Origin of the sequence: Rathayibacter sp. AY1E2 (genome assembly GCF_002932325.1) — a bacterium.
Classification (GTDB): Bacteria; Actinomycetota; Actinomycetes; order Actinomycetales; family Microbacteriaceae; genus Rathayibacter.
On the sequence record NZ_PSVO01000025.1, the window covers coordinates 1 to 24,137 of the forward strand.

A 24,137-nucleotide genomic window follows, 5' to 3' on the forward strand; every position below is an offset into this window, starting at 1 on the left:
GGCGGGGCTAGGGTCGAGCCGTGAGCAGGATGGGTGACGTCGCGGCAGGCGGCGGGATGCGCGGAGGGGCGCGCGGCGGGAGGATCTCGAGCAGCGATCCGGACAGCCAGCGGGAGATCAACGCGGCGGCTCCGAAGGTCGACGACCTGCTCCGGCGCATCGCGGGACTCTTCCGCGACCACCGCCCCAAGCTCACGCTCACCGTGATCCTCGTGCTCGTCGGCGCCGCCCTCACGGTGGTGCCCCCGCTCCTCACTCAGCTGGCCTTCGACCGCGGGCTCTTCCCGCCCGGCGGACGCCCGAACCTCCCCGTGCTGCTCGAGCTGGTCGGCGTCATGGTGCTGGTCTGGGCGTTCTCGGCGATCCTCGGCGTCTGGCAGACCTACCTCACCGCGACCGTCGGCAACACGGTCATGGGAGAGCTGCGCATCCGCCTCTTCCGCCACCTGCAGGCGATGGAGCTCGGCTTCTTCACCCGCACCCGCACCGGCGTCATCCAGTCGCGCCTCGCCAACGACGTGGGCGGCGTGGCCAACGTGCTCACGAACACCGTCTCGAGCGTACTCGGCAACACCGTCACCGTGATCGCGGCCGTCGTCGCGATGCTCCTGCTCTCGTGGCAGATGACGATCGTCGCCCTCGTCCTCACTCCGGTGCTCGTCGTGGCCCAGCGCCGCGTCGGCCAGGTGAGGGCGCGCATCGCGACGAAGACGCAGGAGTCGCTGTCCGAGATGACCGCGATCACCCAGGAGACCCTGAGCGTCTCGGGCATCCTCCTGGCCAAGAGCTTCGGCCGCCAGGAGTCGGAGGTGACGCGCTACGCCGACGAGAACGGCCGCCAGATCGAGCTCCAGGTGCGGCAGCAGATGTCCGGCCAGTGGTTCTTCGCAATGGTGCAGATCTTCCTCTCCGTCATCCCCGTGATCGTGTACCTCGTTGCCGCCTGGCTGATCCTCGGCGGCACCACCGTCACCGCCGGGACCGTCGTGGCCTTCACCACCGTGCAGGCGCGCCTGATGTGGCCGCTCCTGGGCCTGATGCGCGTCGCGCTCGACCTGCAGACGGCCGGAGCGCTGTTCGCCCGCATCTTCGAGTACCTGGACCTGCGCCCGGCGATCACGGACAGGGCCGATGCACGCGAGGTCTCGGGCGAGCTCGGCCGGGTCGAGCTCGACGACGTCGTGTTCCGCTACCCCGACCAGGCGGAGGACGCGCGCCCGACGCTCGACCACGTCTCGGTCGCGATCGAGCCGGGCCAGTTCGTCGCCTTCGTCGGTCCCTCCGGCGCGGGCAAGACCACCATCTCGTACCTCGTCCCGCGCCTCTACGACGTGGCCGGGGGAGCGGTGCGCTTCGCCGGTACCGACGTGCGCGAGCTGCGGCAGGAGTCGCTCGTGGCGCACATCGGCATCGTCAGCCAGGAGACCTACCTCTTCCACGCGACGATCGGCGACAACCTCCGCTACGCCCGCCCCGACGCGACGCAGGAGGAGCTGGAGGCGGCCGCCCGCGCCGCGAACATCCACGCGACGATCACGTCGTTCCCCGACGGCTACGACACGCTGGTCGGCGAGCGTGGCTACCGGCTCTCCGGAGGCGAGAAGCAGCGGCTCGCGATCGCCCGCGTCCTGCTGAAGGACCCGGCGGTCCTCATCCTCGACGAGGCGACCAGCGCCCTCGACACCGTCTCGGAGCGGATCGTCCAGACCGCGCTCGACGACGCCGCCCGCGGCCGCACCACCATCGCGATCGCCCACCGGCTCTCGACCATCGTGTCGGCCGACGTCATCCACGTCGTCGAGGGCGGCCGGATCGTCGAATCGGGCACCCACCGCGAGCTGCTCGGCCTCGGCGGCCTCTACGCCTCGCTCTACGCGCAGCAGACGGAGTCGGCCCTCCAGGGCTGAGCCGCGGATCGGCGGCCGGACTCCGCGGGGCTACTCGCAGCCGACGCCGTCTGAGTCGCCGGGCCCCGTGCACGACGTCGGCGGCGAGCACGTGCCCCTGCCCGGGTGGGGAGGCGCACCACTCTCAGCCGCTGTCGTGCGCGCCGGAGGCGGTCACTCCGCCGGGCGGTCCTCGAGCATCTGCTCCATCAGCGAGATCTCGGCCTCCTGGGCCTTCACGACGGAGGAGGCGAAGTCGGTGGCGACCGTCACGCGGCTCCGGGCGAGCAGCGCCTCGGCCATGTCGATCGCGCCGCGGTGGTGGGCGATCATCAGCTCGAGGAACATCCGGTCGAAGTCGCGGCCCGACGCGCTGCTGAGGGCGGTGATCTGGTCCGGTGTCGCGAGACCGGGCATGCTCGCGGGCACGACGCCGTCCTCGGTCCCCATCCCCATCGACGAGTGCTCGTCGGCGGCTCCGGCCAGGGTCGGCCGGCCCATCCAGGTCATCGAGGGCTCCGGAGCAGCCTGCGGCAGGCCCCACGAGTTCAGCCAGCCGAAGAGCTGCCCGGCCTGCTGCTGCTGGGTGAGCAGGATGTCCTTCGAGACGGTGAGGACCTCGTCGTCGGCGCTGCGCTCGCGGGCGATCATCGCCAGCTCGGCGCCCTGCAGGTGGTGCACCTGCATGTCGCGCGCGAAGCCCGCTTCGGCGCTGGCGCTCGAGGGCGTCGCCGCGGAGGCGAACGGGGCGAGCGCGCCGAAGAGGTAGCCGCCGGCCGCTCCGAGGAGGAGCGCGACCACGGCGACCGCGGCGACGAGGATCCGGCCCCTACTGCTTGCCGGGCGCATCGATCCCTCCGGTGCAGGGGGCGCCGGGCTCCGGAGCGCTCGAGGACTGCCAGAAGCGCTCGACGAAGGCGTCGATGCGGGGGTCCTCGGGCGAGTCGATCGCGACCTGGGCGTCCCAGGCGCTCAGCACGATGGGCGACTCGAGGCCCTCGTAGGGCGAGACGACGGAGTAGGTGTCGGGCATCGCGGCGATCAGCGCGTCGACCTCGCTCTGCGGGAGCTCGGGGTCGTACGTGGCCCAGACGGCGCCGTGCTCGAGGTCGTGCACCGCGTTCTCGTTCGGGACGGGCTCGTCGTAGACGCCGCAGTTCATCCACACGGCGTTGTGCGGGCCGCCCGCCGGCGGGGTCTGCGGGTAGTCGACGGCGCCGGCGACGTGGGTGGCGTCGTTGTCGAAGGTCTGCAGGCCGTCGATCTCGCGCGCCTCGACGATCTGCTGGTTCCCGAAGACGGTGACCGCGACGATCCCGCCTACCGCGAGGACGGCCAGGGCCGACAGCGACCAGATCCAGATGCGGGAGCCGCGCTTGCGGCGGTCCTGCTCGCGCTTGTAGGCCTCGAGCTTCTCCTGTCGGGCGCGGTTCTTGGCGGACATCGTGTCTTTGGGCACGGCGGCGTCTCTCGTTCTGAGGGCGGAAGGCGCCTGGGTCGGGCGCAGGCGCCTGAGAGGCGCTCTCAGAGGATAACGAGCGAGGCTTCGGATCGGATCAATGCGCGGTCAGGAGGGATCTCGGGACGCCCGAAGAGCGGGCCGCTCGATCAGCGGGAGAGGAGGCCGCGGAGGAGTGGGACGGTGCGCCGCGGCTCCGCTCAGGGGGCGAAGGTGAGCCAGAGCAGCAGGCCGTTCAGGACGATGAGGAAGACGGCGGCCAGGGCGGCGGCGAGGGTGGTGAACCAGCGGTTCGTCTGGTCGCCCATCAGGCGGCGGTCGCGCGTCAAAATCACGAGCGGCACGAGCGCGAAGGGGATGCCGAACGACAGGACCACCTGGCTGAGCACCAGCGCGCGCGTCGGGTCGAAGCCGATCGCGAGCACCAGGAGCGCCGGGATCAGCGTGACCAGACGACGGGCGACGAGCGGCACCCGCACCTGGAGCAGACCGTGCATGATCTCGGCGCCCGCGTACGCGCCGACCGAGGTCGAGGCGAGGCCGGAGGCGAGCAGGCCGACGGCGAACAGGGTCGCGACCACCGGTCCGAGCGCCGCCCCGATGGCCGCGTGGGCGCCCTCGAGGCTGTCGGTCCCGTCGACTCCCGCGAGGGAGTGCGCGGCGAGGAGCAGGATCGCGAGGTTCACGGTGCCGGCGATGGCGAGCGCGATCGTCACGTCGATCCGGGTGGCGACCAGGATCCTCCGGCGCGCGCCGACGCCCTCGACGTGGCCGAAGCGGTCGCGGGCGAGCGCGGAGTGGGCGTAGATCGCGTGGGGCATGACGGTCGCGCCCAGGATCGAGGCGGCGAGCAGCACCGACTCCGAGCCCTCGAAGCGCGGCACGAGACCGGCGACGGTCGCGCCCGCGTCCGGCGGATCGACGACCACGCCGACCGTGAAGCCGACGGCGATCAGCACCATCAGCGCCGTGATCACCCGCTCGAACGGCTGCGCCCCGCCCCGCGTCTGCACGAGCAGCAGCACCAGCGAGACGGCGCCGGTGACCACGCCGCCGGCCAGCAGCGGCAGTCCGAAGAGCAGGTTCAGTGCGATCGCGCCGCCGATCACCTCGGCCAGGTCGGTCGCCATCGCGACCGTCTCGGCCTGCAGCCAGTAGACCCGGCGGCCCCAGCGGCCGCGCAGGCGGTCGCCGAGCAGCTCCGGGAGGCTGCGGCCGGTCATCAGGCCGAGCTTCGCCGAGAGGTACTGGATGAGCCAGGCCATCAGGTTGCCGAGCACCACCACCCAGACCAGGAGGTAGCCGAACCGGGCGCCGGCCGTCATGTTGCTGGCGACGTTGCCCGGGTCGAGGTAGGCGACTCCGGCGACCAGCGCCGGGCCGAGCAGGCGGAGGAGGTGGATGTCGGCCGGACGCCGCGGCGGTGCGGCGATCGGTGAGGTCATTCGGGGTCCGTTCCGGGTCGACGGCGGCGCTCGCGGACCCCCACGATAGGGCACCGGCGCGACCGGCGGCACTCCCCTCCCGCGACCGCTCCCTGTGCCTCCGCCCACCCCCGTCACACGCCCGGAGCCGGTTGCTACGCTGGCGGGATGAGCCTGGATCGCGCCCTTCCCGCACGCCCGGAGACCGGGATGGCCTACGCCGATTCGGTCCTCGACCTCATCGGCGACACCCCGCTGGTGAAGCTGGGCCCGGTCGCGGCGGGCGTGCAGGCGACCGTGCTGGTCAAGGTCGAGTACCTGAACCCCGGCGGCTCGTCGAAGGACCGCATCGCGACCCGCATCATCGACGCAGCCGAGCGCGACGGGCTGCTGAAGCCCGGCGGCACCATCGTGGAGCCGACCAGCGGCAACACCGGCATCGGCCTCGCCCTCGTCGCGCAGCAGCGCGGCTACCGCTGCGTGTTCGTGCTGCCGGACAAGGTGGGGGAGGACAAGCGCAACGTCCTCACCGCCTACGGGGCCGAGATCGTCGTGACGCCGACGGCCGTCGCTCCGGAGGACCCCGCCTCCTACTACTCCGTCTCGGACCGCCTCGCCCGCGAGATCCCCGGCGCCTTCAAGCCCAACCAGTACGCGAACCTCAACGGACCGCTCAGCCACTACGAGACCACGGGCCCCGAGATCTGGCGCGACACCGCCGGCCGGCTCACCCACTTCGTCGCGGGAGTCGGCACGGGCGGCACCATCAGCGGCGTCGGCCGCTACCTCAAGGAGGTGTCGGAGGGCCGCGTGCAGATCGTCGGCGCCGACCCCGAGGGCTCCGTCTACTCCGGCGGCGGGGGTCGCCCGTACCTGACCGAGGGCGTCGGCGAGGACTTCTGGCCGAGCGCGTACGACCCGAGCGTCGTCGACCGGATCATCGCCTCCAGCGACGCCGAGTCGTTCGCGATGACCCGCCGCCTCGCCCGCGAGGAGGGGCTGCTCGTCGGCGGATCGAGCGGGCTCGCCGTCTCCGTCGCGCTCAAGGCCGCCGCCGGTCTCGGGCCGGACGACGTCGTCGTCGTGCTCCTGCCGGACGGCGGGCGCGGCTACCTCGGCAAGATCTTCAACGACCGCTGGATGCGCTCCTACGGCTTCCTCGAGATGCGCGACGAGGGCACCGTCCGCGACGTGCTCCGCGCGAGGGCGGCGAGCGGGCAGGCCGACCTCCCGGCGCTCGTGCACGCGCACCCGACCGACACGATCCGCGACGCGATCGGCATCATGACCGAGTACGGCGTCTCGCAGCTCCCGGTGCTGACCGCCGAGCCGCCGGTCGTGATGGGCGAGGTCGTCGGAGCCGTCGACGAGCGCGAGCTGCTCGACCGCGTCTTCGCCGGATCCGCCTCGATGAACGACCCGCTCGGCGACTGCGTGGGCGACGCGCTCGCGCTGATCGGGCTCGGCGAGAGCATCACCGCCGCCCGCGCCGCGCTCACCGAGCACAGCGCCCTCCTCGTCACCGACGAGGGCAAGCCCGTCGCGGTGATCACCCGACAGGACCTCCTCACCTACGCCACGGCCTGACGGCCGCCGCCTCCGCACCTCCGACCCAGGGAGCCCGCACCATGCCCAAGAAGCAGCACTTCGACACCCGCGCCATCCACGCCGGCCAGGAGTTCGATCCGACCACCGGGGCGGTCGTGCCGCCCGTCTACATGACCTCCACGTTCGTCCAGGACGGCATCGGCGGTCTCCGGGGCGGCTACGAGTACGCCCGCTCGGCGAACCCGACGCGCGACTCGCTCCAGGAGCTCATCGCCTCGCTCGAGGGTGCGGACGTCGCCTACTCCTTCTCCTCCGGCCTCGCGGCCGAGGACACCCTGCTGCGCGCCGCCCTCGCGCCCGGCGACCACGTCGTCCTGGGCAACGACGCGTACGGCGGCAGCCACCGCCTGATCGACCGGGTGCACAGCGCCTGGGGCGTGCGCAACACGGCCGTCGACATGTCGAACCTCCGCGAGGTGCAGCGGGCGATCGTCCCCGGTGAGACGAAGATGCTCTGGGTCGAGACCCCGTCGAACCCGCTGATGACCATCAGCGACATCGCCGAGCTCGCCGACCTGGCCCACGCGCACGACCTGATCGTCGTCGTCGACAACACCTTCGCCTCCTCCGCCCTGCAGCAGCCGCTGGCCCTCGGTGCCGACGTGGTCGTGCACTCGACCACGAAGTACCTCGGCGGCCACTCGGACGTCGTCGGCGGCGCGCTCGCCCTGCGCTCGGGGCCGCTGGCCGAGAAGATCGCGTTCCTGCAGTTCGCGGTCGGAGCGATCTCGGGCCCGATGGACGCGTGGCTCACGGTCCGCGGCATCAAGACCCTCGGGGTGCGGATGGAGCGCCACTCCGTCAACGCGCAGGCGGTCGCCGAGTTCCTCGTCGAGCACCCGGCGGTGACGGCCGTGCACTACCCGGGCCTGCCCTCGCACCCCGGCCACGAGCTGGCGAAGCGCCAGATGTCGCGGTTCGGCGGGATGCTCTCGCTCGAGCTCGCGACGCCGCGCGCGGCCCGGAAGTTCGCCGAGTCGACCGAGCTGTTCCAGCTCGCGGAGTCACTGGGCGGCGTCGAGTCGCTGATCGGCTACCCGAGCGAGATGACGCACGCGTCGGTGAAGGGCACGCCGCTGGAGGTCTCGGAGTCGCTGGTGCGCCTCTCGGTGGGCCTCGAGGACTCGTCCGACCTGATCGCGGACCTGTCGGCGGCGCTACCGAAGAAGTAGAGGCGGGAACGCCGCCCCGCGGGGCGGCATCTCGATGGTGCGCCCGGTCCGGCCCCTGCCAGGATCGGGCGCATGACCTCCTCGCGCCGCTTCGTCGATCTCAGCCACACCGTCGCGGACGGGCTGGTGACCTACCCCGGCCTGCCCGCTCCGCGCATCCGGCCGCACCTCACCCGTGAGGCGTCCCGCGCCTCCTACGCGCCTGGCACCGAGTTCGCGATGGACGTCATCGAGATGATCGGGAACACGGGCACCTACCTCGACAGCCCGTTCCACCGCTACGAGGGCGGAGCCGATCTCGCCGCTCTCCCGCTCGAGACGCTGGTCGATCTGCCTGCCGTCGTGGTCGACTCGACCGGAGCCACCGGACGGGGCATCGGCGCGGACGCGGTCGCCGGACTCGACGTCCGCGGCGCCGCCGTCCTCCTCCGCACCGGCTGGGACGCGCACTTCGCCACGCCCGGGTACGGCAGGGGCGCCCCCTTCCTCAGCGGCGCGGCGGCGGAGGCGCTCGTCGCCGCCGGTGCGGTGCTGGTCGGCATCGACTCGGTGAACATCGACGACACGGAGTCGGGCGGATCGCGGCCCGCGCACTCGGCCCTCCTCGCCGCGGGAGTGCACATCGTCGAGCACCTCACCGGCCTCGGCGGGCTGCCGGCGACAGGGGCGCGCTTCACCGCCGTGCCACCCAAGGTGCGGGGCTTCGGGACCTTCCCGGTGCGGGCCTTCGCGGTCGTCGACGAGCCCTGACCGGCGCAGGGCGCCCGGGCGCCTCCGGCTAACCTGGACCGATGCATCCCGCTCTCGCCGCCGTCGGCCGGCGCGTCCGGCCCCGCACGCGCCTCGCGGCGCTGGGCCGTCGTGTCCGCCCCCGCACGCGGCTGCGCTCCGCGGCCAGGGTCGTCCGCTCCGCCCCTCAGCGCCTCTCGGAGCGCCGCGCCGCCGTGATCGCCGCCCGGCCGATCGACCACCCCTCGCCCGCGCTCCGGCGCGAGCTGCTGCTGCTCGCCCTGGCCAACCGCTTCTCCCGCCGCTCCGCAGTCGATCCGGCGGGCGAGGTCGTGGTCACGATGACCACGCACGGCGAGCGGCTGCAGCGGGTCCACGTGGCGCTCGAGTCGATCGCCCGCGGCGACGCCCGGCCCGCGCGCCTGGTGCTCTGGCTCGACGACCCGGCCCTGCACGCCGACCTGCCCGCGCCGCTGCGCCGCCTCCGCCGCCGCGGCGTCGAGATCCGCCTGGTCGACGGCTACCGCGTGCACACGAAGTACTACCCGCACCTGCTCTCGGGCCGGGCGGCGGAGCGCGACCTCGTCACCTCCGACGACGACATCGTGTACCCGCGCACCTGGCTGAGGGGTCTGCTCGACGCCCGCTCGCGCTACCCCCGCGAGACCGTGCTCTGCTACCGCGCCCACCGGGTGGGGATCGTCGACGGCGCCGTGGCTCCGTACACGAGCTGGACGCCGGTCGCCGACACGCGCGCGTCGACCGACGTCTTCGGCACCTCCGTCTCCGGGCAGCTGCTGCCCGCCGCGCTCCTCGGCGAGATCGCCGCGCACGGGGAGGCGTTCCGCGAGATCGCCCCGGACGCCGACGACATCTGGCTGCACGTGCGCGCGGTCGACGCCGGCTACCGGATCGCGCAGATCGAGCCCCGGGCCCAGCTGTTCCCGTTCGTGCCGCGCACGCAGCAGTCCGGGCTCTACCTCGTCAACTACTGGGACGGCGGCAACGACCGCCAGGCCCGCGCGGCCTACACGCCCGAGGTGACGGCGCGGATCGCGGCGGACGCCTCCGCGAGAGGGGAGGTGCGGTGATGCGCCTGCTGTTCGTGAGCAACCTCTACCCGCCGCAGGTGCTCGGCGGATACGAGATGACCTGTGCGCGCGTCGCGGAGGCGATGGCGGTCCGCGGCCACACCGTGCGCGTGCTGACCACGCCGACCTACCTGCCGCCGGAGCCCTCGGGCGTCGAGGTGCACCGCACGCTGAGCCTGCGCACCTACTTCCCGCTGCCGCAGACCGGTGGCGAGATCGCTCAGCTGCTGCACCACGAGAGCGCCGTCTCGCGGTTCGAGAACACCCGCATCCTGCTCGAGGAGCTGCGCGACTTCGCGCCGACCCACGTGGTGGCCTTCAACCTGCTCGGGATCGGCGGCCTCGCGCTGATCGACCTGCTGCGGGTAGTGGAGGCCCCGTGGATGTGGAACCTCGGCGACCGCATCCCGAACGCCCTGGTCGACGGGCTGCCCGAGCGCGTGCTCCGCGTCTACGGCGCCCAGGCCCCCGACCACTTCGACCGCGGCGAGATCGTGGCGGTCAGCCGCTCCCTCGTCGACGCGATCGAGGCCGGCGGGCTGAGCCTGGGCGAGGTCGAGGTGATCGGGCGCGGAGTGTCCGTTCCCCCCGACACCGCGGAGCCGCGGCGCTACCGCGAGGGCGGGACCACCCGGTTCACGTTCGCCGCGTCGCTCGGCGAGCACAAGGGCGTCGGGCTGGTGCTGGAGGCGGCGGCGTCTCTCGCGGAGGAGACCCGCGACTTCCGCGTAGACCTCTACGGCGACGGAGACGTGGACGGCTGGCGCGCCCGGGCGGACGAGGCGGGCCTGGACGGCCTGGTCGAGTTCCACGGACCGACGCCCCACGCCGAGGTGCTCGCCGCGCACGGCCGCGCCGACGCGTTCCTCTTCCCGACCTGGGCCGGAGAGGCGTTCGGCGTCGCGCCGGTCGAGGCGGCCGCGGCGGGCGCCGTGCCGATCCTGACGGCGGCCAGCGGAGTCGCGGAGTTCCTCATCGACGGCGTCGACTGCATCAAGATCACCCGCTCGGCCCCGGCGCTCCTCGAGGCGATGCGGGACGTGGCGAGCGGGGCCGTGGACCTCGAGGCGCTCGGCCGGCGGGGCCGGGCCGCGGCGCGCGGACCGCTCTCGTTCGAGCGCTCCGTCGAGCTGATCGAGGCCTCGCTCGAGCGCCGCTCCCGGCCTGGCCTCGCCGACCGCCTCGCCGACACCACCCTCGAGGCCGACATCATGGACAAGGATCTGCGGGCGATGGACGTGCTCCACCGCCGCTTCTCCGGACGGGACCACGACGATGACCACTGACCACGACTTCCTCCAGGACCCCGGCTCCGCGCCCACCCGGCTCGGCCGCGGCGGCGTCGTGCTCCGCGATGCGGTGCACCGGCTGGTCGCCCCCTGGTTCGAGCAGGCGCGGCTGCGCACGGAGGAGCTGCGCGCCGAGACGGCGGCCCTGCGCGACGAGGTGGCCGGGCTCCGCGGCGAGCTGAGCGCGGTGCAGGGCGACGTCTCCGTGCTGCGCGACGAGTCGGCGGGCCTCCGGGAGGCGCTGGACGAGCTCAGCGCGTCGGTCGCGGCCGACCGCGCCTCGTCCGAGGCGGCGGGTGCGGCGGCCGCCGAGCAGGCCGCCGACACCGCGGCGGCTCTCGACGAGCGCGTCCGCGGGGCCGAGCTCGAACTGCGGGCGGTCACCCGGCGGCTCGCGGAGGCGCTCGACCGCTGAGGCGGCGAGGCCCGGTCCTCGCGGCGATCAGGCGGGGACCGCCGTCCGCGCGAGCAGCTCGGCGATGCGCCCGGTGCAGCCGCCGCAGCCCGTGCCGGCGCGGGTCGCCCGCCCGACGCAGGCGACCGTCCCGTGTCCCGCCGCAGCCGCATCGGTGATCACCGCCGCCGTCACGCCGTTGCACCAGCAGACCGTGGCATCGGGGGCGAACGGATCGCCGGTCGCCGCGGCACCCGCATCCGGGGCGTCCAGACGCAGGAGGCTCGACCGGTCCGCCGGCAGCTCCGAGCCCCGCTCGAAGAGGAGGCTGAGCTCGGCGCCGACCCTGGGCAGACCCACCGAGACGAACCCGCGCAGCACTCCTCCCGCGGTCACGAGCTTGGCGTAGCCCCCGCGGGCGGGGTCAGCCCACAGCGTCACTTCGAGGTGCTCCTCGCCCGGGCGGTGCGGGTCCCACGGCTCCGGGGCCACGTCGCCTCCTGCCACGAGGTCGACGCCCTCGGCCTTCAGCATCACGACCGCCGGTCGGGCGTCGGGGACGCGCTCCTCGCCGCAGCGGCCCTCCGCCTCCGCCCGGATCCGCGCTGCGAGCCGGTCCGCCTGCTCCCATCCCGGACCGATCAGTCCGCTCGGTCCGCCGGGCACGCGGCCGTCGGGCAGGGCCGAGCCGCGGGGGGCGACGTGCGCGCAGTCGCCGATCGCGAAGACGTCCGGGTCGCTCCAGCTGCGCAGCTGCTCATCGACCAGGATCCCGGTCGAGACGGCGAGCTCCGCGCCCGCGGCCAGCTCGACCCGCGCACCGACACCGCACGAGAGCACCAGCAGATCCCCCTCGATCTGCTTGCCGTCAGCGCAGACGAGCGCCTGGAAGTGCGCACGGCCGCGGTCGTCGTGCGCGAGCAGGACGCTCTCGGACCGGGCGTGCGCCACCATCTCGACGCCGGCCGCGCGGGCGGCCGCGGCCAGCATCCGGCCCCCGCCCGAGTCGAGATTGCGGGCCATCGGGATGTCGCCGTGGAAGACCACCACCACCTGCGCGCCCTGCTCGGCGGCCGCGAGGGCGAACTCGATCCCGAGCACTCCCGCCCCGAGCACGACGAGGCGCGCGCCGGAGCGCACGGACTCGCGGACCACCCGGGCGTCGGCCAGGTCGCGCAGCGCCACCACCCTCTCCGGGAGGGGCCGGGAGCCCGCGTCGAGCGACTCCGGATCGGCGGCGCGCACCGTCCGCTCGCGTCGGGACCGCTCCATCCCGGCGAGGGTCGGCACGTTCGCCCGGGCGCCGGTGGCCAGGACGAGGCGGTCGTAGGGCAGCCGCTCGCCGTCGTGCAGCCGCACGACGTTCCGCGCGCGGTCGATCCCCACGACGGCCGCTCCCAGGCGCAGGACGACGCCCGCCGCCTCCGCCGCCGTCCGGTCGCCGAGGTCGAGGCGCTCGCGGGTCGCCCGGCCGACGGCGTACTCCGCGAGCAGGACACGGTTGTACGGGTCGTCGCTCTCGGCGCCGACCACCGTCAGCGCGACCAGACCGGCCCGCACGGCCGGCAGCAGCTCCTCGACGAAGCGCGAGCCGACGGGGCCATAGCCGATCAGGACGATCCGCTCGGGAGGTGTCTCAGGCATGTGCCGTCCCTTCCGCCCGGACCCAGACCCGCGTGCGCTTGAACTCGGGCATCGACGACACCGGGTCCACGACGGCCTCGGTGAGGAGGTTCGCGCACTGCTCACCCGCGTAGTGGAAGGGCAGGAACACCGTGTCGTGGCGGATGTCCGCGGTGACGCTCGCGCGGGCGCGGACCACGCCGCGCGCGTTCCCGATCGCCACAGGTGCTCCGTCGCTGACGCCGAGCCGGGAGGCGGTCGCCGGGTGGATCTCGAGTCGAGCCTCCGGGCGGGCCGCATCGAGCTCCGCGACCCGCCGGGTCTGGGTGCCCGACTGGTACTGCTGGAGGTAGCGGCCGGTCACCAGGGTCAGCTCCTCGCCGCGGTCCACGACGACGGGGACGGCGGGGATGACGGCGACCAGGCGCGCCCGGCCGTCGGGGTGCCCGAAGCGCTCAGCGAAGAGGCGCGGCGTCCCCGTGCCGCCCGCGGGGTAGGGCCAGTGGGCGGCGATCCCGGTGTCGAGCAGGGCGTGCGAGAGGCCGGAGTAGTCGGCCACGCCTCCCGCGGACGCGCGGGCCAGCTCGTCGAACACCTCCGCAGGGACGGTCGACCAGCTCGAGGGGGCGTCGAGACGGCGCGCCAGTTCGCTCATGATCCAGAGCTCGCTGCGCACTCCCGCCGGCGGGTCGATCGCCCGGCGGCGGCGGAGCACCCGGCCCTCGAGCGAGGTCATCGTGCCCTCCTCCTCCGCCCACTGCGGCACCGGGAGCACCACATCGGCCAGCGCGGCGGTCTCGGAGAGGAAGAAGTCGCAGACGACCAGCGTGTCCAGGGCCTCGAGCCCGGCGCGGACGGCGTCAGCGTCCGGAGCCGAGACGACCACGTTGGAGCCGTGCACCAGCAGGCAGTGCACGGAGCGTCCGAGCTCGGCGAGCAGGGCGGTGGCGGGCAGGCCCGGGCCGGGGATCGATTCGGGCGTCACGTCCCAGACGGCGGCGACGTGGCGCCGCGCCTCCGGATCGCGGATGGAGCGGTACCCCGGGAGCTGATCGGCCTTCTGGCCGTGCTCGCGTCCGCCCTGGCCGTTGCCCTGACCGGTGAGCGTGCCGTACCCCGACCCCTCGCGGCCCACCAGGCCGAGCACGAGAGCGAGGTTGATCGCGGCGGTCGCGGTGTCGGTGCCGTCGACGTGCTGCTCGACCCCGCGGCCGGTCAGCACGAACGACCGCCCCGCGGCGAGCCGGCGCGCGAGGGAGCGGAGGAGCGTGGTCGGCACGCCCGTGACCGCGGACGTGCGCTCCGGCCACCACGCCGAGACGCTGCGGCGCAGGGCCTCGGCGCCGGTCGTGCGCGCGGCGAGGTAGGCGGTGTCGGCGAGGCCCTCGGCGAAGACCAGGTGGGTCAGCCCGAGCAGGAGCGGCAGATCCGTCCCCGGGGCGGGCTGCAGATGCGTGCCGGCGCCGTCCTCCGTCAGCCGCGCGGTGGCCGAGCGGCGCGGGTCGACGACCACCAGGCCGCCCCGCGAGCGGGCACCGGCGAAGTGGGCGAGAAGCGGCGGCATCGTCGCGGCGACGTTCGAGCCCAGGAGCAGAATCGTGTCGGCGTCGTCGAGGTCGGACACCGGGAACGGCAGTCCGCGATCGACGCCGAAGGCGCGGTTGCCGGCCGCCGCGGCCGAGGACATGCAGAAGCGGCCGTTGTAGTCGATCCGGGAGGTGCCGAGAGCGATCCGAGCGAACTTCCCGAGCTGGTAGGCCTTCTCGTTGGTGAGGCCCCCGCCGCCGAAGACGGCCACCGCGTCGGCGCCGTGCCGCTCCCGGACGCCGCGCACCGCCCCGGCGACCGCGTCGAGCGCCTCCTCCCACGACGCCTCCGCGAGGACGCCGTCGGCGCCGCGCAGCAGCGGGGAGACCAGGCGCTGTCCGCTCGCCAGCAGCTCGGCGGAGGTCCAGCCCTTGGCGCAGAGCCCGCCCCGGTTCGTCGGGAACTCCCTCCCCTCGACCGCCACGGGTACGGGGCCCGCCGCGGGTGTCAGCGTCATCGCGCACTGCAGGGCGCAGTACGGGCAGTGGGAGTCGGTCGGGGCGGGGGCGCTCATCGTCAGATCCGGGTCCCCGTCTTCGCGGCGAGGCGGAGGTAGACGCCGGCCGTGATCGCGAGCATCACCGCATAGGCGCCGACGAACCAGCCCAGCGCCGTGGTGTAGTCGCCGAACTCGGTCTTGGAGAAGCCGAGCAGCTGGGGGATCACGAAGCCGCCGTACGCGCCGATCGCCGAGATCAGGCCGAGCGCCGCGGCGGACGTGCGCTGGGCGCCGATGCCGTCGTCGCCGCGCTGGCGGGCGCGGAGGGCGAACACCGTGGGGATCATGCGGTAGGTCGCGCCGTTGCCGATGCCGGCCGCCGAGAAGAGCACGAGGAAGCAGGCGAGGAAGAGCCAGAAGCTGCCGAGCGGCAGTGTCGCGATCACGCCGAGGATCCCGGCGCCCATGGCGACGAAGGCGAGGACCGTGACAGGCGCTCCGCCGAAGCGGTCGGCCAGACGGCCGCCGGAGGGGCGGGACAGCGAGCCCACCAGGGAGCCGAGGAACGCGAGGCCGACCGTCGCCGAGCCGACGGCGAAGCCGGAGAACTCGGGGAAGGTGTCGGCGATGAGCTTCGGGAACACGCCGGCGAATCCGATGAAGGACCCGAAGGTCCCGATGTAGAGCACGGCCAGCAGCCAGAGGTGCGGCTCGCGGAGCGCGGCGAGGGAGGCGGCGACGTCGGACTTCGCGGTCGAGAGGTTGTCCATGCGCTTGGCGGCGCCGATCATCGCGACGACGATCAGGGGGACCCAGAGGAAGCCGGCGATCGGCAGGTTCAGCGTGGCCGCGGCGCCGACGGTGATCGCGATCGGCACGACGAGCTGCGCGACGGAGGCGCCCAGGTTGCCGCCCGCGGCGTTGAGCCCCAGAGCCCAGCCCTTCTGCGCGTGCGGGTAGAAGAAGGTGATGTTCGCCATCGAGCTGGCGAAGTTGCCGCCGCCGAAGCCGGCGAGCGCGGCCACCAGGAGCATGACGCCGAACGGGGTCTCCGGATTCGAGACCGCGATGCCGAGTCCGACGCTCGGGATCAGCAGGAGGCCCGCCGACACGATCGTCCAGTTGCGGCCGCCGAAGCGGGGGACCATGAACGTGTACGGGATCCGCAGGGTGGCGCCGACGAGGCTCGGCATCGAGATGAGCCAGAAGATCTGCCCGGTGTCGAAGGCGAACCCGGCCGCCGGCAGCGAGACGACGACGACCGACCAGAGCTGCCAGACGACGAAGCCGAGGAACTCGGCGAAGATCGACCACCTCAGATTGCGAGCGGCGACGGAGCGTCCCTCCGCCTCCCACTGGGCGGGGTCCTCGGGGTTCCAGCCGTCGATCCAGCGGCCCGGCCGTCGGATGATGCCGGTGGATGTGGCGGCGGTCGTGGGGACGGTGGTCGGGGGTGCAGCAGTCATCGTGGTCCTCCGGAGGGTGGGCGGCGCGCGCGAGGGCGCGCTCGGGACGGGGAGGTGGAGCGGTGGTGGTGCGGGGAGGAGGCGTCAGGCGTTGCGCCCGAACAGCTCCGAGACGATGTCGACCAGCTCGCGGGCGGGCGGATCGACGGCGGTGAGGAGGGGAGCGGAGGCGAGGTCGGCCCCCGCGGAGGCGGCCAGGCCGGCGAAGTAGCCGGGCGCGAGCAGGTAGGTGGCGACCACGACGCGCGCGCCGGGGTGGGCGGCGCGCTCGGCGGCGACCGCCTCCGCGATCCGCGGCTCGGCGGCCGAGATGAACGAGGTGCTCACCTCGCGGCCGAGCTCGGCGGCGAGGAGGCGGCCGGTGGTCCAGCAGTCCGCGACGGCACCGGCGTCGCTCGAGCCGGCAGCGGCGAGCACGACGCGGTCGCCGTCGTCGAGCCCTGCCTCGTGGAGCCGGCGGGCGAGCACGCGCGCCAGGCGGGGATCGGGTCCGAGCGCGCCCGAGACCCGCACCGGCCGCTCCGCCTCCGCCGCGGCCTCGGCGAGGTCGACGTGCACGTGGTAGCCGGCCGAGAGCAGCAGCGGCACGACCACCGCCGGCCGGCCCGGCTCGAGAGAGCCCAGGGTCGCGGGGACGTCGGGCTGCTGCACGTCGACGAAGGAGTCGAGCACGTCCAGCGCCGGGTTGGCCCGGCGGACCGCCTCGACCAGCGCGGCGACGGCACGCCTCCCGTCGTCGTCGGAGGTCCCGTGAGACGCGGCGACCAGAGCGGTCCGCTGGGCGACCTCGATCGTGCCGTCGCTCTCGCGCACCTGCCAGGTGGCGAGGTGCAGCTCCGCTCGTGTGAAGCAGGCGCCGGTCTCGAGGTCGAAGACGTCCTTGTGCAGGGGGGAGGCGATCGTGGGCCGCTGCACCCCGTCGACCAGACGCGAGCCGACGATGCCGCGCGAGAGCACGGCCGCGCCGGTCGCGGGGTCGAGGTTCGAGACGGCCCGCACCCGCCCGTCGGGCAGGAGGAACAGGGCGAGCTGCACACCGCCGACCAGGGCGGCCTCGCCCCAGAGCGGCTCGAGGTCGCCGACGGCGCAGACCGGCACCCAGGTGGTGGCGGTCGCGGGGGCGAGCCGATCGAGGAGGGTCATCGCTGCGCCTTCTTCCTGCGGGTGGGCCACCGCATCCGGTCGGACGCGATGAGGCAACGGTAGGGATCGCGCGTTTCGTGCGAGCACGCCTCCGGTGTCACGGGCGTAACGAAGCCCTCACGGCCGGCGGCGCTCGCCGAGAGGCGCGCGTCACACGCTGTTACACCGGGGCAACGGCGGGGAAACGGGCCGTCCCTACGGTGGACGTCATGACTCCTGGAGCGAACCCAGCCGCCCGGCCCCGACGCGTGCTCGTCGTCGGAGCGGGACCCGCCGCGCACCGCCTGGTCGACGCGCTCGTCGCCCGGGCCGGCGACCAGGCGCTGGAGATCACCGTCCTCGGCGAGGAGGTGCACCGTCCCTACGACCGCGTCGCACTCTCGAAGCGCCTCGACGGCGAGCACGACCTGACTCTGGGCGACGGCGCTCTGTGGGAGTCGGCGCGGCTGATCACCTCCTCCCGTGTCGTCGCGATCGATCCCGACCGCCTGCGCGTCGAGCTCGCGGACGGCCGCTCCCTCGAGGGCGACGAGATCGTCCTGGCGACGGGCTCCTCCGCCACGGTCCCGCCGATCGAGGGCGCCGAGCACGGCCGCGTCTACCGCACGCTCGAGGACGTGGACGGGCTCGTCGCCGAGCTCGCCGCGTTCCGCGCCCGGCGCGGACGCCCCGCGATCGTGGTCGTGGTCGGCGGCGGTCTGCTCGGCCTCGAGGCGGCGGGAGGCGCGCACCGGCTCGGTGCGCGCACCGCCCTCGTCCACTCCGGCCGCTGGCTGATGAGCGCGCAGCTCGACGAGGGCGCCGGGCAGGCCCTCGGCCGCATCATCTCGGCGCAGGGGATCGCGCTGCACCTCGGCAACCGGCCCACCGCGATCCTCACCTCGCCGACGGGGACGGTGCTCGGCGTCGCGCTGACCGACGGCAGCAGCATCAGCGCCGATCTCGTGGTCTTCTCCATCGGGATCACGGCGCGCGACGAGCTCGCCCGAGCGGTCGGGATCGAGGTCGCACCGCGCGGAGGCGTGGTCGTCGACGAGGCCTGCCGCACCAGTAGGGCGGGAGTCTGGGCCATCGGCGAGGTCGCCGCGATCGCCGGCCGCACGGTCGGGCTCGTCGCACCCGCCAACGCGATGGCGGAGGTGGTCGCCGACCGGATCCTCGGCGGCGACGCGACCTTCCCGGGGGTCGACGACGCCACCAAGCTCAAGCTCTCGGGCGTGGAGGTCGCCAGCTTCGGCGACGCCCTCGGCACCACGGAGGGAGCGCTCGAAGTCGTCTACGCCGATCCGGCCCGCGGTCTCTACCAGAAGGTCGTCGTCTCGGACGATGCGCGCACGCTGCTCGGCGGGATGTTCGTCGGCGACGCGGGCCCCTACTCCTCCCTCCGCCCGCTGCTGGGGCGCGAGCTGCCGGCCGAGCCCGGCGCCTACCTCGCGGCGGCGGGGGCGGAGGCGCCCTCGGGCGACCTTCCGGACGACGCCCAGGTCTGCTCGTGCAACAACGTCTCGGTCGGCGAGGTCCGCCACGCGATCGGCGAGGGGTGCACCGAGCTGGGGCCGCTCAAGGCCTGCACCCGCGCGGGCACCCAGTGCGGATCGTGCGTGCCCCTGGTGAAGAAGCTGCTCGACACGGAGCTGATCCGTGCGGGCGTCGAGGTCTCCCGCGCCCTCTGCGAGCACGTGGCGCTCAGCCGCAGCGAGCTGTTCGAGTCGGTCCGCATCCTCGGGCTGCACTCGGCCGAGCAGGTGATGGAGCGCTTCGGCTCCGGGCTGGGCTGCGACGTGTGCAAGCCGGTGATCGCCTCCGTCCTCGCCACCCAGACGAACGCCTACATCCTCGACGGCGGCCAGGCGCCGCTGCAGGACACCAACGACCGCGCCCTGGCCAACATGCAGAAGGACGGCACCTACTCCGTCGTCCCGCGGATCCCCGGGGGCGAGATCACGCCGGCGAAGCTCAAGGTGATCGCCGAGGTCGCCGAGCAGTACGGCCTCTACACGAAGATCACCGGCGGGCAGCGGATCGACATGTTCGGCGCCCGCCTCGAGCAGCTGCCCGAGATCTGGCGCCTCCTCGTCGACGCCGGCTTCGAGTCGGGTCAGGCGTACGGCAAGTCGCTGCGCACGGTCAAGTCGTGCGTCGGATCGACCTGGTGCCGCTTCGGAGTCCAGGACGCGGTCGGGATGGCGGTCTTCCTCGAGGAGCGGTACCGGGGTCTCCGCTCGCCGCACAAGTTCAAGCTCGGGGTCAGCGGCTGCGCCCGCGAGTGCGCCGAGGCGCGGGGGAAGGACATCGGCGTCATCGCGAGCGACCTCGGCTGGAACCTCTACGTCGGCGGCAACGGCGGCTACCAGCCGGCGCACGCCCAGCTGCTCGCGCAGGACCTCGACGACGAGACCCTGGTGCGCTACATCGACCGCTACGTCATGTACTACGTGCGCACGGCCGAGCGGCTCCAGCGCACCGCCCGCTGGCAGGAGGAGCTCCCCGGCGGACTCGAGCACGTGCGCGAGGTGGTCTGCGAGGACTCGCTCGGCATCGCCGCCGAGCTGGAGGCGGCCATGGCCACGCACGTCGACACCTACGTCGACGAGTGGGCGGCGACCCTCGCCGATCCCGACCGGCTCCGCCGCTTCCGCTCCTTCGTGAACGCCCCGGACACCGCGGATCCGCGCGTCGCGACCGTGCGCGAGCGCGGGCAGGTCCGGCCCGCCGGCCGGGACGAGAGACCGGACGGACCCGTGCTGGTCGCGGGGCCGAGGATCCCCGTCGGTCCGGCCGGGATCGGATCGGACTCGTGATGCAGCTCTCCCTCGACCTCGCCGGACGCCGTGTGCTCGTGATCGGCACAGCCTCCGGGACCCGCCGCGTGCTCGCCCGCTACCGAGCCGCCGGCGCACTCGTCGAGCGGCACGAGGCGGAGGACGCGCTCACCACGGCGCCCCCGGCCCTGATCGTGTGGGTGGAGGGGCCGGCGCCGCTCCGAGCGGCGGCGGCCGAGCTCTGCCCCTGGATCGTCGACGAGGCCCCCGCGCCGACCCGGCCGGTCGGGCACGTCAGCATCGTCGGCGGCGGCCCCGGCGATCCGGATCTGATGACCCTCGCCGCCCGCCGCGCCCTCCGCGACGCGGACGTGGTGCTCTACGACCGGCTCGGTCCGCACGAGGGCCTGGCCGAGTGGGCGCCCGGCGCCGAGCTGATCGACGTCGGCAAGACGCCGGGTCATCATGCGGTGCCGCAGCACGAGATCGAGCGGCTGATGATCGAGCGGGCCCTCGCGGGTCTGGACGTCGTGCGCCTCAAGGGCGGCGATCCGTTCGTGTTCGGCCGCGGGTCGGAGGAGGTGCGCGCGTGCCGGCTCGCCGGCGTCGGCTCCACGGTCGTCCCCGGAGTGACCAGCGCGATCTCGGTGCCCGCCGCCGCCGGGATCCCGGTCACCCACCGCGAGGTCAGCAGGGCCTTCACCGTGGTCTCGGGCCATGCGCCGTTCAGCGAGCAGGAGCTCGGCCATCTGGCCGGGCTGGGCGGGACGATCGTGGTGCTGATGGGCGTGAACACCCTCCCGCACCTCGTCGCCGGGCTGCAGCGCGCCGGGATGCGCGCCGACACGCCCCTCGCGATCGTCGAGCGGGGCTGGTCGCGCGACCAGCGCACGACGGTCTCGTCGGTCGGCGGAGTGCTCGGCCTGCTCGCCGAGCTGGCACCGCGCTCGCCCGCCGTGATCGTCATCGGCGAGGTGGTCCGGCAGGCCGCGTGCCATGATGCGGGGGACCCCGAGAGCATCGCCCGAGCGGTCGATGCACTGACCGCGTGAGATCCCGAGGGGGCCGAGCATGACCGGCACCGATCCCGACGCCGCCGTGGGGTTCCGACCCGACCAGCTGGACGGCTTCCGCATCGGGGTCACCTCCGACCGCCGCTCCGAGGACCTGATCGCCGCGTTCGAGCGCCGCGGTGCCGCCGTGACGCACGCCCCCACCATCCGCATGCGCGGCGTCGACACCGAGGGCGCGCTCGAGGAGGAGACCCGCGCCATCGTCGCCGCCCGTCCCGACGTGCTCCTCGCCACCACCTCCTACGGCCTGCGGCGCTGGCTCGAGGCCGCGGACGCCGCGGGGATCGAGCTGGCCGACGCGCTGTCCTCCGCGCGGATCCTCGTCCGCGGACCCAAGGCGCGCGGAGCGATCCGTGCGGCGGGTCTCGACGACCACGGGATGAGCGAGCGCGAGACGACCACCTCCCTCGTCGACCTGGCCCTGCGCGAGGGCGTCGCCGGCCGCACGATCGCGGTGCAGCTGCACGGATTCACCGACCCGGCTCAGCTGCAGCGTCTCTGCGACGCCGGCGCCCGGGTGCTCACGGCCGCGCCCTACCGCTGGAGCGTGCACGAGGACTCCGCCCGGGTGCTGCGGCTGATCGACGCGGTCTGCGGAGGGGGCATCGACGCCGTCACCTTCACCAGCGCGCCGGCGGTGGAGGCGCTCTTCACGGTCGCGGAGGCCGCGGGCCGCCTCGACGACCTCCAGGCGGCCTTCCGCGAGACGGTGGTCGCCGCCGCCGTCGGCCCGGTGACCGCAGCACCTCTGGTCGAGGCAGGGATCCTCCCGGTCGTGCCGGACCGGTTCCGGATGGGCGCGCTCATCCGCCTGACCTGCGAGCACCTCGAGCAGGCGTCGCCCCGCATCGAGACGGCCTTCGGCACTCTCGAGCTCCGAGGCCGGCACGCGGTCCTGGCCGGGACCCGGGTGGCGCTGACCCCGGTCGCGCTCGCGCTGTTCCGGACTCTCGTCGCCGCCGAGGGCGCGACCGTCGCGCGTCACGTCCTCGCGGCCTCCGCGCCGGAGGCTCTCGACGACCACGCGGTCGACGTCGCCGTCAGCCGCCTCCGTCAGGCCCTCCCCGAACCGCGGCTCGTGGCGACGGTGATCAAGCGCGGCTACCGGCTCGCGACCCCGCTCTGAGCGGCGGCGCGGTGCCACACTGAGCGCGTGGGCAGGCTGAGGGTCGTCGTCGCGCCCGACTCCTTCAAGGGGTCGGCGAGCGCGGTCGAGGTCGCGCGGGCGATCGCCGAGGGCTGGAGCGCTGCGCGCCCGGGGGACGAGATCGTCCTCGCGCCGATGGCCGACGGAGGAGAGGGCACGGTCGAGGCCTTCGCACTCGCGGTCCCGGGGTCGCTTCGGCTGCCGGTCGTCGTCCCCGGCCCGGACGACCGGTCGGTCCGCGCCTGGTGGCTGCTGCTCCCCGACGGGACAGCCGTCGTCGAGCTCGCCTCCACGAGCGGCATCACGCTGCTCGACCCGCTCCGACCGCTCACCGCGCACACGCGCGGCTTCGGCCGCGCGATCGCCGCCGCCCTCGACGCGGGGGCGCACGCCCTGCTGCTGGCGATCGGCGGCAGCGCCTCGACCGACGGCGGAGTCGGAGCGCTCCGCGAGCTCGGCGCACGCTTCTCCACCGCTTCCGGCCGTGACCTCGGCGAGGGAGGCGGTGCGCTGCCCGCGATCGCCGCCGCCGACCTCCGCGGGCTGCGTCCTCTGCCGCCCGGAGGCGCGGTCGTGCTCAGCGACGTCGCGACCCCGCTGCTCGGCGACTCCGGGGCGGCCCGCGTCTTCGGACCGCAGAAGGGGGCCGGCCCCGAGGACGTCCTCCTCCTCGAGAGCGGCCTCCGCCGTCTCGCCGCGCATCTGGACGCGGATCCCGATGCGCCGGGATCCGGGGCGGCGGGCGGGACGGGCTTCGGTCTGCTCGCCTGGGGCGCGTACCCGACCTCCGGCGCCGACGCCGTCGGACGGGCGATCGGGCTCCCGGCGCTCCTCGCGGGCGCGGACGTCGTCATCACGGGGGAGGGGCGCTTCGACGCGCAGTCCGCCGCCGGCAAGGTCCCGGTGCACGTCCTCGCGCTCGCCGAGGCGGCCGGGGCGCGGACGCTCCTCGTCGCCGGGGCGATCGCGGCGCCGACTCCCGGCTTCACCGCTGCGGTGTCGCTGACGGAGGCGGCGGGCTCCTCGTCCGCGGCCCTCGCGGACCCGTTCCCGCACCTGCGCGCCGTCGCCCGGGAGTGGGCCGCGCAGCTCCTCTGACCGTTCGCGGTGTCGGTGGTCGGGCGTACCGTCCGGGCATGCCCCGCGATGCGATCCGACCACCACATCTTGTGGTCGAGCCGCCGCGCGGACCCCACCGGTCGGGCATGCCGACACGCCGTGGCGCGTTGTACACAGTGAACGGGATCCTTCTGTCCACACCTGTGGACGGTTCGTCCGGATCCGCGTCCTTCCGCGGTTCCACGGGCTCCGGCCTGTGGATGAACGGGGGAGGAACCGGTGGATAACTACACGGCTGTAACTACTACGTCTAGTGGGCTGACACCGGCCCGCCCCCTATATGTAGTATTGCTGAGCAGGTCGGAGCGAGAGCCCCACCGGCACCCAGAACTCACCCGGACCACCCTCCGACCCCGCCCGCATCGCGAGCCGCCGGTCGGGGAGCGGCACCGGGACACCCCCTCGGAAAGGCGACACCCATGGCTGTGACGGTCTACACCAAGCCCTCCTGCGTCCAGTGCACCGCGACGTACCGCGCCCTCGACAGCAAGGGCATCGACTACGAGGTGTTCGACCTCTCCGTGGACGAGAAGGCCCTCGAGGCCGTCAAGGCCCTCGGCTACCTCCAGGCGCCGGTCGTCATCACGGACGACGACCACTGGTCCGGCTTCCGCCCCGACAAGATCGCGACCCTCTGAGGCGCACGGACGGCGATCCGCGACGTCGTCGGCGGGCGCCGTAGCGCCGCTGCGGCTTCCTCCTCCGCCTTGCGGCTCACCGCGCAGC

At 74.0% G+C, this 24,137-nt stretch carries 19 protein-coding genes; 12 read left to right on the forward strand and 7 right to left on the reverse strand.

Annotation, left to right across the window (positions count from 1 at the left end; translation table 11 throughout):
* Positions 1-29: 29 nt before the first annotated feature.
* Complete coding sequence (locus tag C5C49_RS14545) at positions 30-1,907, forward strand: ABC transporter ATP-binding protein (RefSeq protein ID WP_104297740.1); 1,878 nt, start codon at positions 30-32, stop codon at positions 1,905-1,907.
* 153 nt (positions 1,908-2,060) lie between these two features.
* Here C5C49_RS14545 and C5C49_RS14550 read toward each other — a convergent pair whose 3' ends face one another.
* The 3 genes from C5C49_RS14550 to C5C49_RS14560 form a co-directional block, all read right to left on the reverse strand.
* Positions 2,061-2,735 (reverse strand): DUF305 domain-containing protein, encoded by a 675-nt coding sequence (locus C5C49_RS14550; RefSeq protein ID WP_104224341.1) that lies wholly within the window; start codon positions 2,733-2,735, stop codon positions 2,061-2,063.
* Positions 2,716-3,345 (reverse strand): DUF3105 domain-containing protein, encoded by a 630-nt coding sequence (locus C5C49_RS14555; RefSeq protein ID WP_244230507.1) that lies wholly within the window; start codon positions 3,343-3,345, stop codon positions 2,716-2,718. Before C5C49_RS14555 ends, C5C49_RS14550 begins: the two co-directional genes overlap by 20 nt.
* 200 nt (positions 3,346-3,545) lie before the next feature.
* A complete protein-coding gene (locus C5C49_RS14560; RefSeq protein WP_104346425.1) occupies positions 3,546-4,790 on the reverse strand; it encodes an Nramp family divalent metal transporter in 1,245 nt (414 codons plus the stop codon).
* 189 nt (positions 4,791-4,979) lie between these two features.
* On the opposite strand from C5C49_RS14560, the gene C5C49_RS14565 reads away from it, so the two are divergent.
* The 6 genes from C5C49_RS14565 to C5C49_RS14590 all read left to right on the forward strand — a co-directional run bounded on the left by C5C49_RS14565 (position 4,980) and on the right by C5C49_RS14590 (position 11,073).
* Complete coding sequence (locus C5C49_RS14565; protein WP_104234473.1) at positions 4,980-6,356, forward strand: cystathionine beta-synthase; 1,377 nt, start codon at positions 4,980-4,982, stop codon at positions 6,354-6,356.
* Positions 6,357-6,397: 41 nt separating this feature from the next.
* Positions 6,398-7,549: a cystathionine gamma-synthase gene (locus tag C5C49_RS14570; RefSeq protein WP_104224345.1), complete on the forward strand. Its 1,152-nt coding sequence runs from the start codon at positions 6,398-6,400 to the stop codon at positions 7,547-7,549.
* Positions 7,550-7,621: 72 nt separating this feature from the next.
* Positions 7,622-8,299, forward strand: a complete 678-nt coding sequence (locus tag C5C49_RS14575; protein ID WP_104346426.1) for a cyclase family protein — start codon at positions 7,622-7,624, stop codon at positions 8,297-8,299.
* A gap of 41 nt (positions 8,300-8,340) precedes the next feature.
* Positions 8,341-9,369, forward strand: coding sequence for a glycosyltransferase (locus C5C49_RS14580; protein WP_104346427.1), 1,029 nt, complete (start codon positions 8,341-8,343; stop codon positions 9,367-9,369).
* Complete coding sequence (locus C5C49_RS14585; protein ID WP_104346428.1) at positions 9,369-10,655, forward strand: glycosyltransferase; 1,287 nt, start codon at positions 9,369-9,371, stop codon at positions 10,653-10,655. Before C5C49_RS14580 ends, C5C49_RS14585 begins: the two co-directional genes overlap by 1 nt.
* Entirely contained in the window at positions 10,645-11,073 is a 429-nt protein-coding gene (locus C5C49_RS14590; RefSeq protein WP_104247711.1) for a hypothetical protein, read from the forward strand. Before C5C49_RS14585 ends, C5C49_RS14590 begins: the two co-directional genes overlap by 11 nt.
* Before the next feature lie 27 nt (positions 11,074-11,100).
* Here C5C49_RS14590 and C5C49_RS14595 read toward each other — a convergent pair whose 3' ends face one another.
* The 4 genes from C5C49_RS14595 to nirD all read right to left on the reverse strand — a co-directional run bounded on the left by C5C49_RS14595 (position 11,101) and on the right by nirD (position 17,310).
* Complete coding sequence (locus C5C49_RS14595; protein ID WP_104334026.1) at positions 11,101-12,696, reverse strand: NAD(P)/FAD-dependent oxidoreductase; 1,596 nt, start codon at positions 12,694-12,696, stop codon at positions 11,101-11,103.
* Positions 12,689-14,776: a molybdopterin oxidoreductase family protein gene (locus C5C49_RS14600; RefSeq protein ID WP_104346429.1), complete on the reverse strand. Its 2,088-nt coding sequence runs from the start codon at positions 14,774-14,776 to the stop codon at positions 12,689-12,691. The genes C5C49_RS14595 and C5C49_RS14600 overlap by 8 nt, the downstream gene beginning before the upstream one ends.
* Positions 14,777-14,778: 2 nt before the next feature.
* Positions 14,779-16,167 (reverse strand): MFS transporter, encoded by a 1,389-nt coding sequence (locus C5C49_RS14605; RefSeq protein ID WP_104224352.1) that lies wholly within the window; start codon positions 16,165-16,167, stop codon positions 14,779-14,781.
* Positions 16,168-16,251: 84 nt separating this feature from the next.
* Positions 16,252-17,310 (reverse strand): nitrite reductase small subunit NirD, encoded by a 1,059-nt coding sequence (gene nirD, locus C5C49_RS14610; RefSeq protein ID WP_104224353.1) that lies wholly within the window; start codon positions 17,308-17,310, stop codon positions 16,252-16,254.
* A gap of 209 nt (positions 17,311-17,519) precedes the next feature.
* On the opposite strand from nirD, the gene nirB reads away from it, so the two are divergent.
* The 5 genes from nirB to nrdH all read left to right on the forward strand — a co-directional run bounded on the left by nirB (position 17,520) and on the right by nrdH (position 24,049).
* Entirely contained in the window at positions 17,520-20,111 is a 2,592-nt protein-coding gene (gene nirB, locus C5C49_RS14615; protein WP_104224354.1) for a nitrite reductase large subunit NirB, read from the forward strand.
* Complete coding sequence (cobA, locus tag C5C49_RS14620; protein WP_104346434.1) at positions 20,111-21,124, forward strand: uroporphyrinogen-III C-methyltransferase; 1,014 nt, start codon at positions 20,111-20,113, stop codon at positions 21,122-21,124. Before nirB ends, cobA begins: the two co-directional genes overlap by 1 nt.
* 19 nt (positions 21,125-21,143) lie before the next feature.
* Positions 21,144-22,271, forward strand: a complete 1,128-nt coding sequence (locus C5C49_RS14625; protein WP_104227171.1) for a uroporphyrinogen-III synthase — start codon at positions 21,144-21,146, stop codon at positions 22,269-22,271.
* 36 nt (positions 22,272-22,307) lie between these two features.
* Positions 22,308-23,390 (forward strand): glycerate kinase, encoded by a 1,083-nt coding sequence (locus C5C49_RS14630; protein ID WP_104346435.1) that lies wholly within the window; start codon positions 22,308-22,310, stop codon positions 23,388-23,390.
* Between the two features lie 440 nt (positions 23,391-23,830).
* On the forward strand, positions 23,831-24,049 hold the full coding sequence (gene nrdH, locus C5C49_RS14635) for a glutaredoxin-like protein NrdH (protein ID WP_068255139.1): 219 nt from the start codon (positions 23,831-23,833) through the stop codon (positions 24,047-24,049).
* The last annotated feature ends 88 nt before the right edge of the window (positions 24,050-24,137 follow it).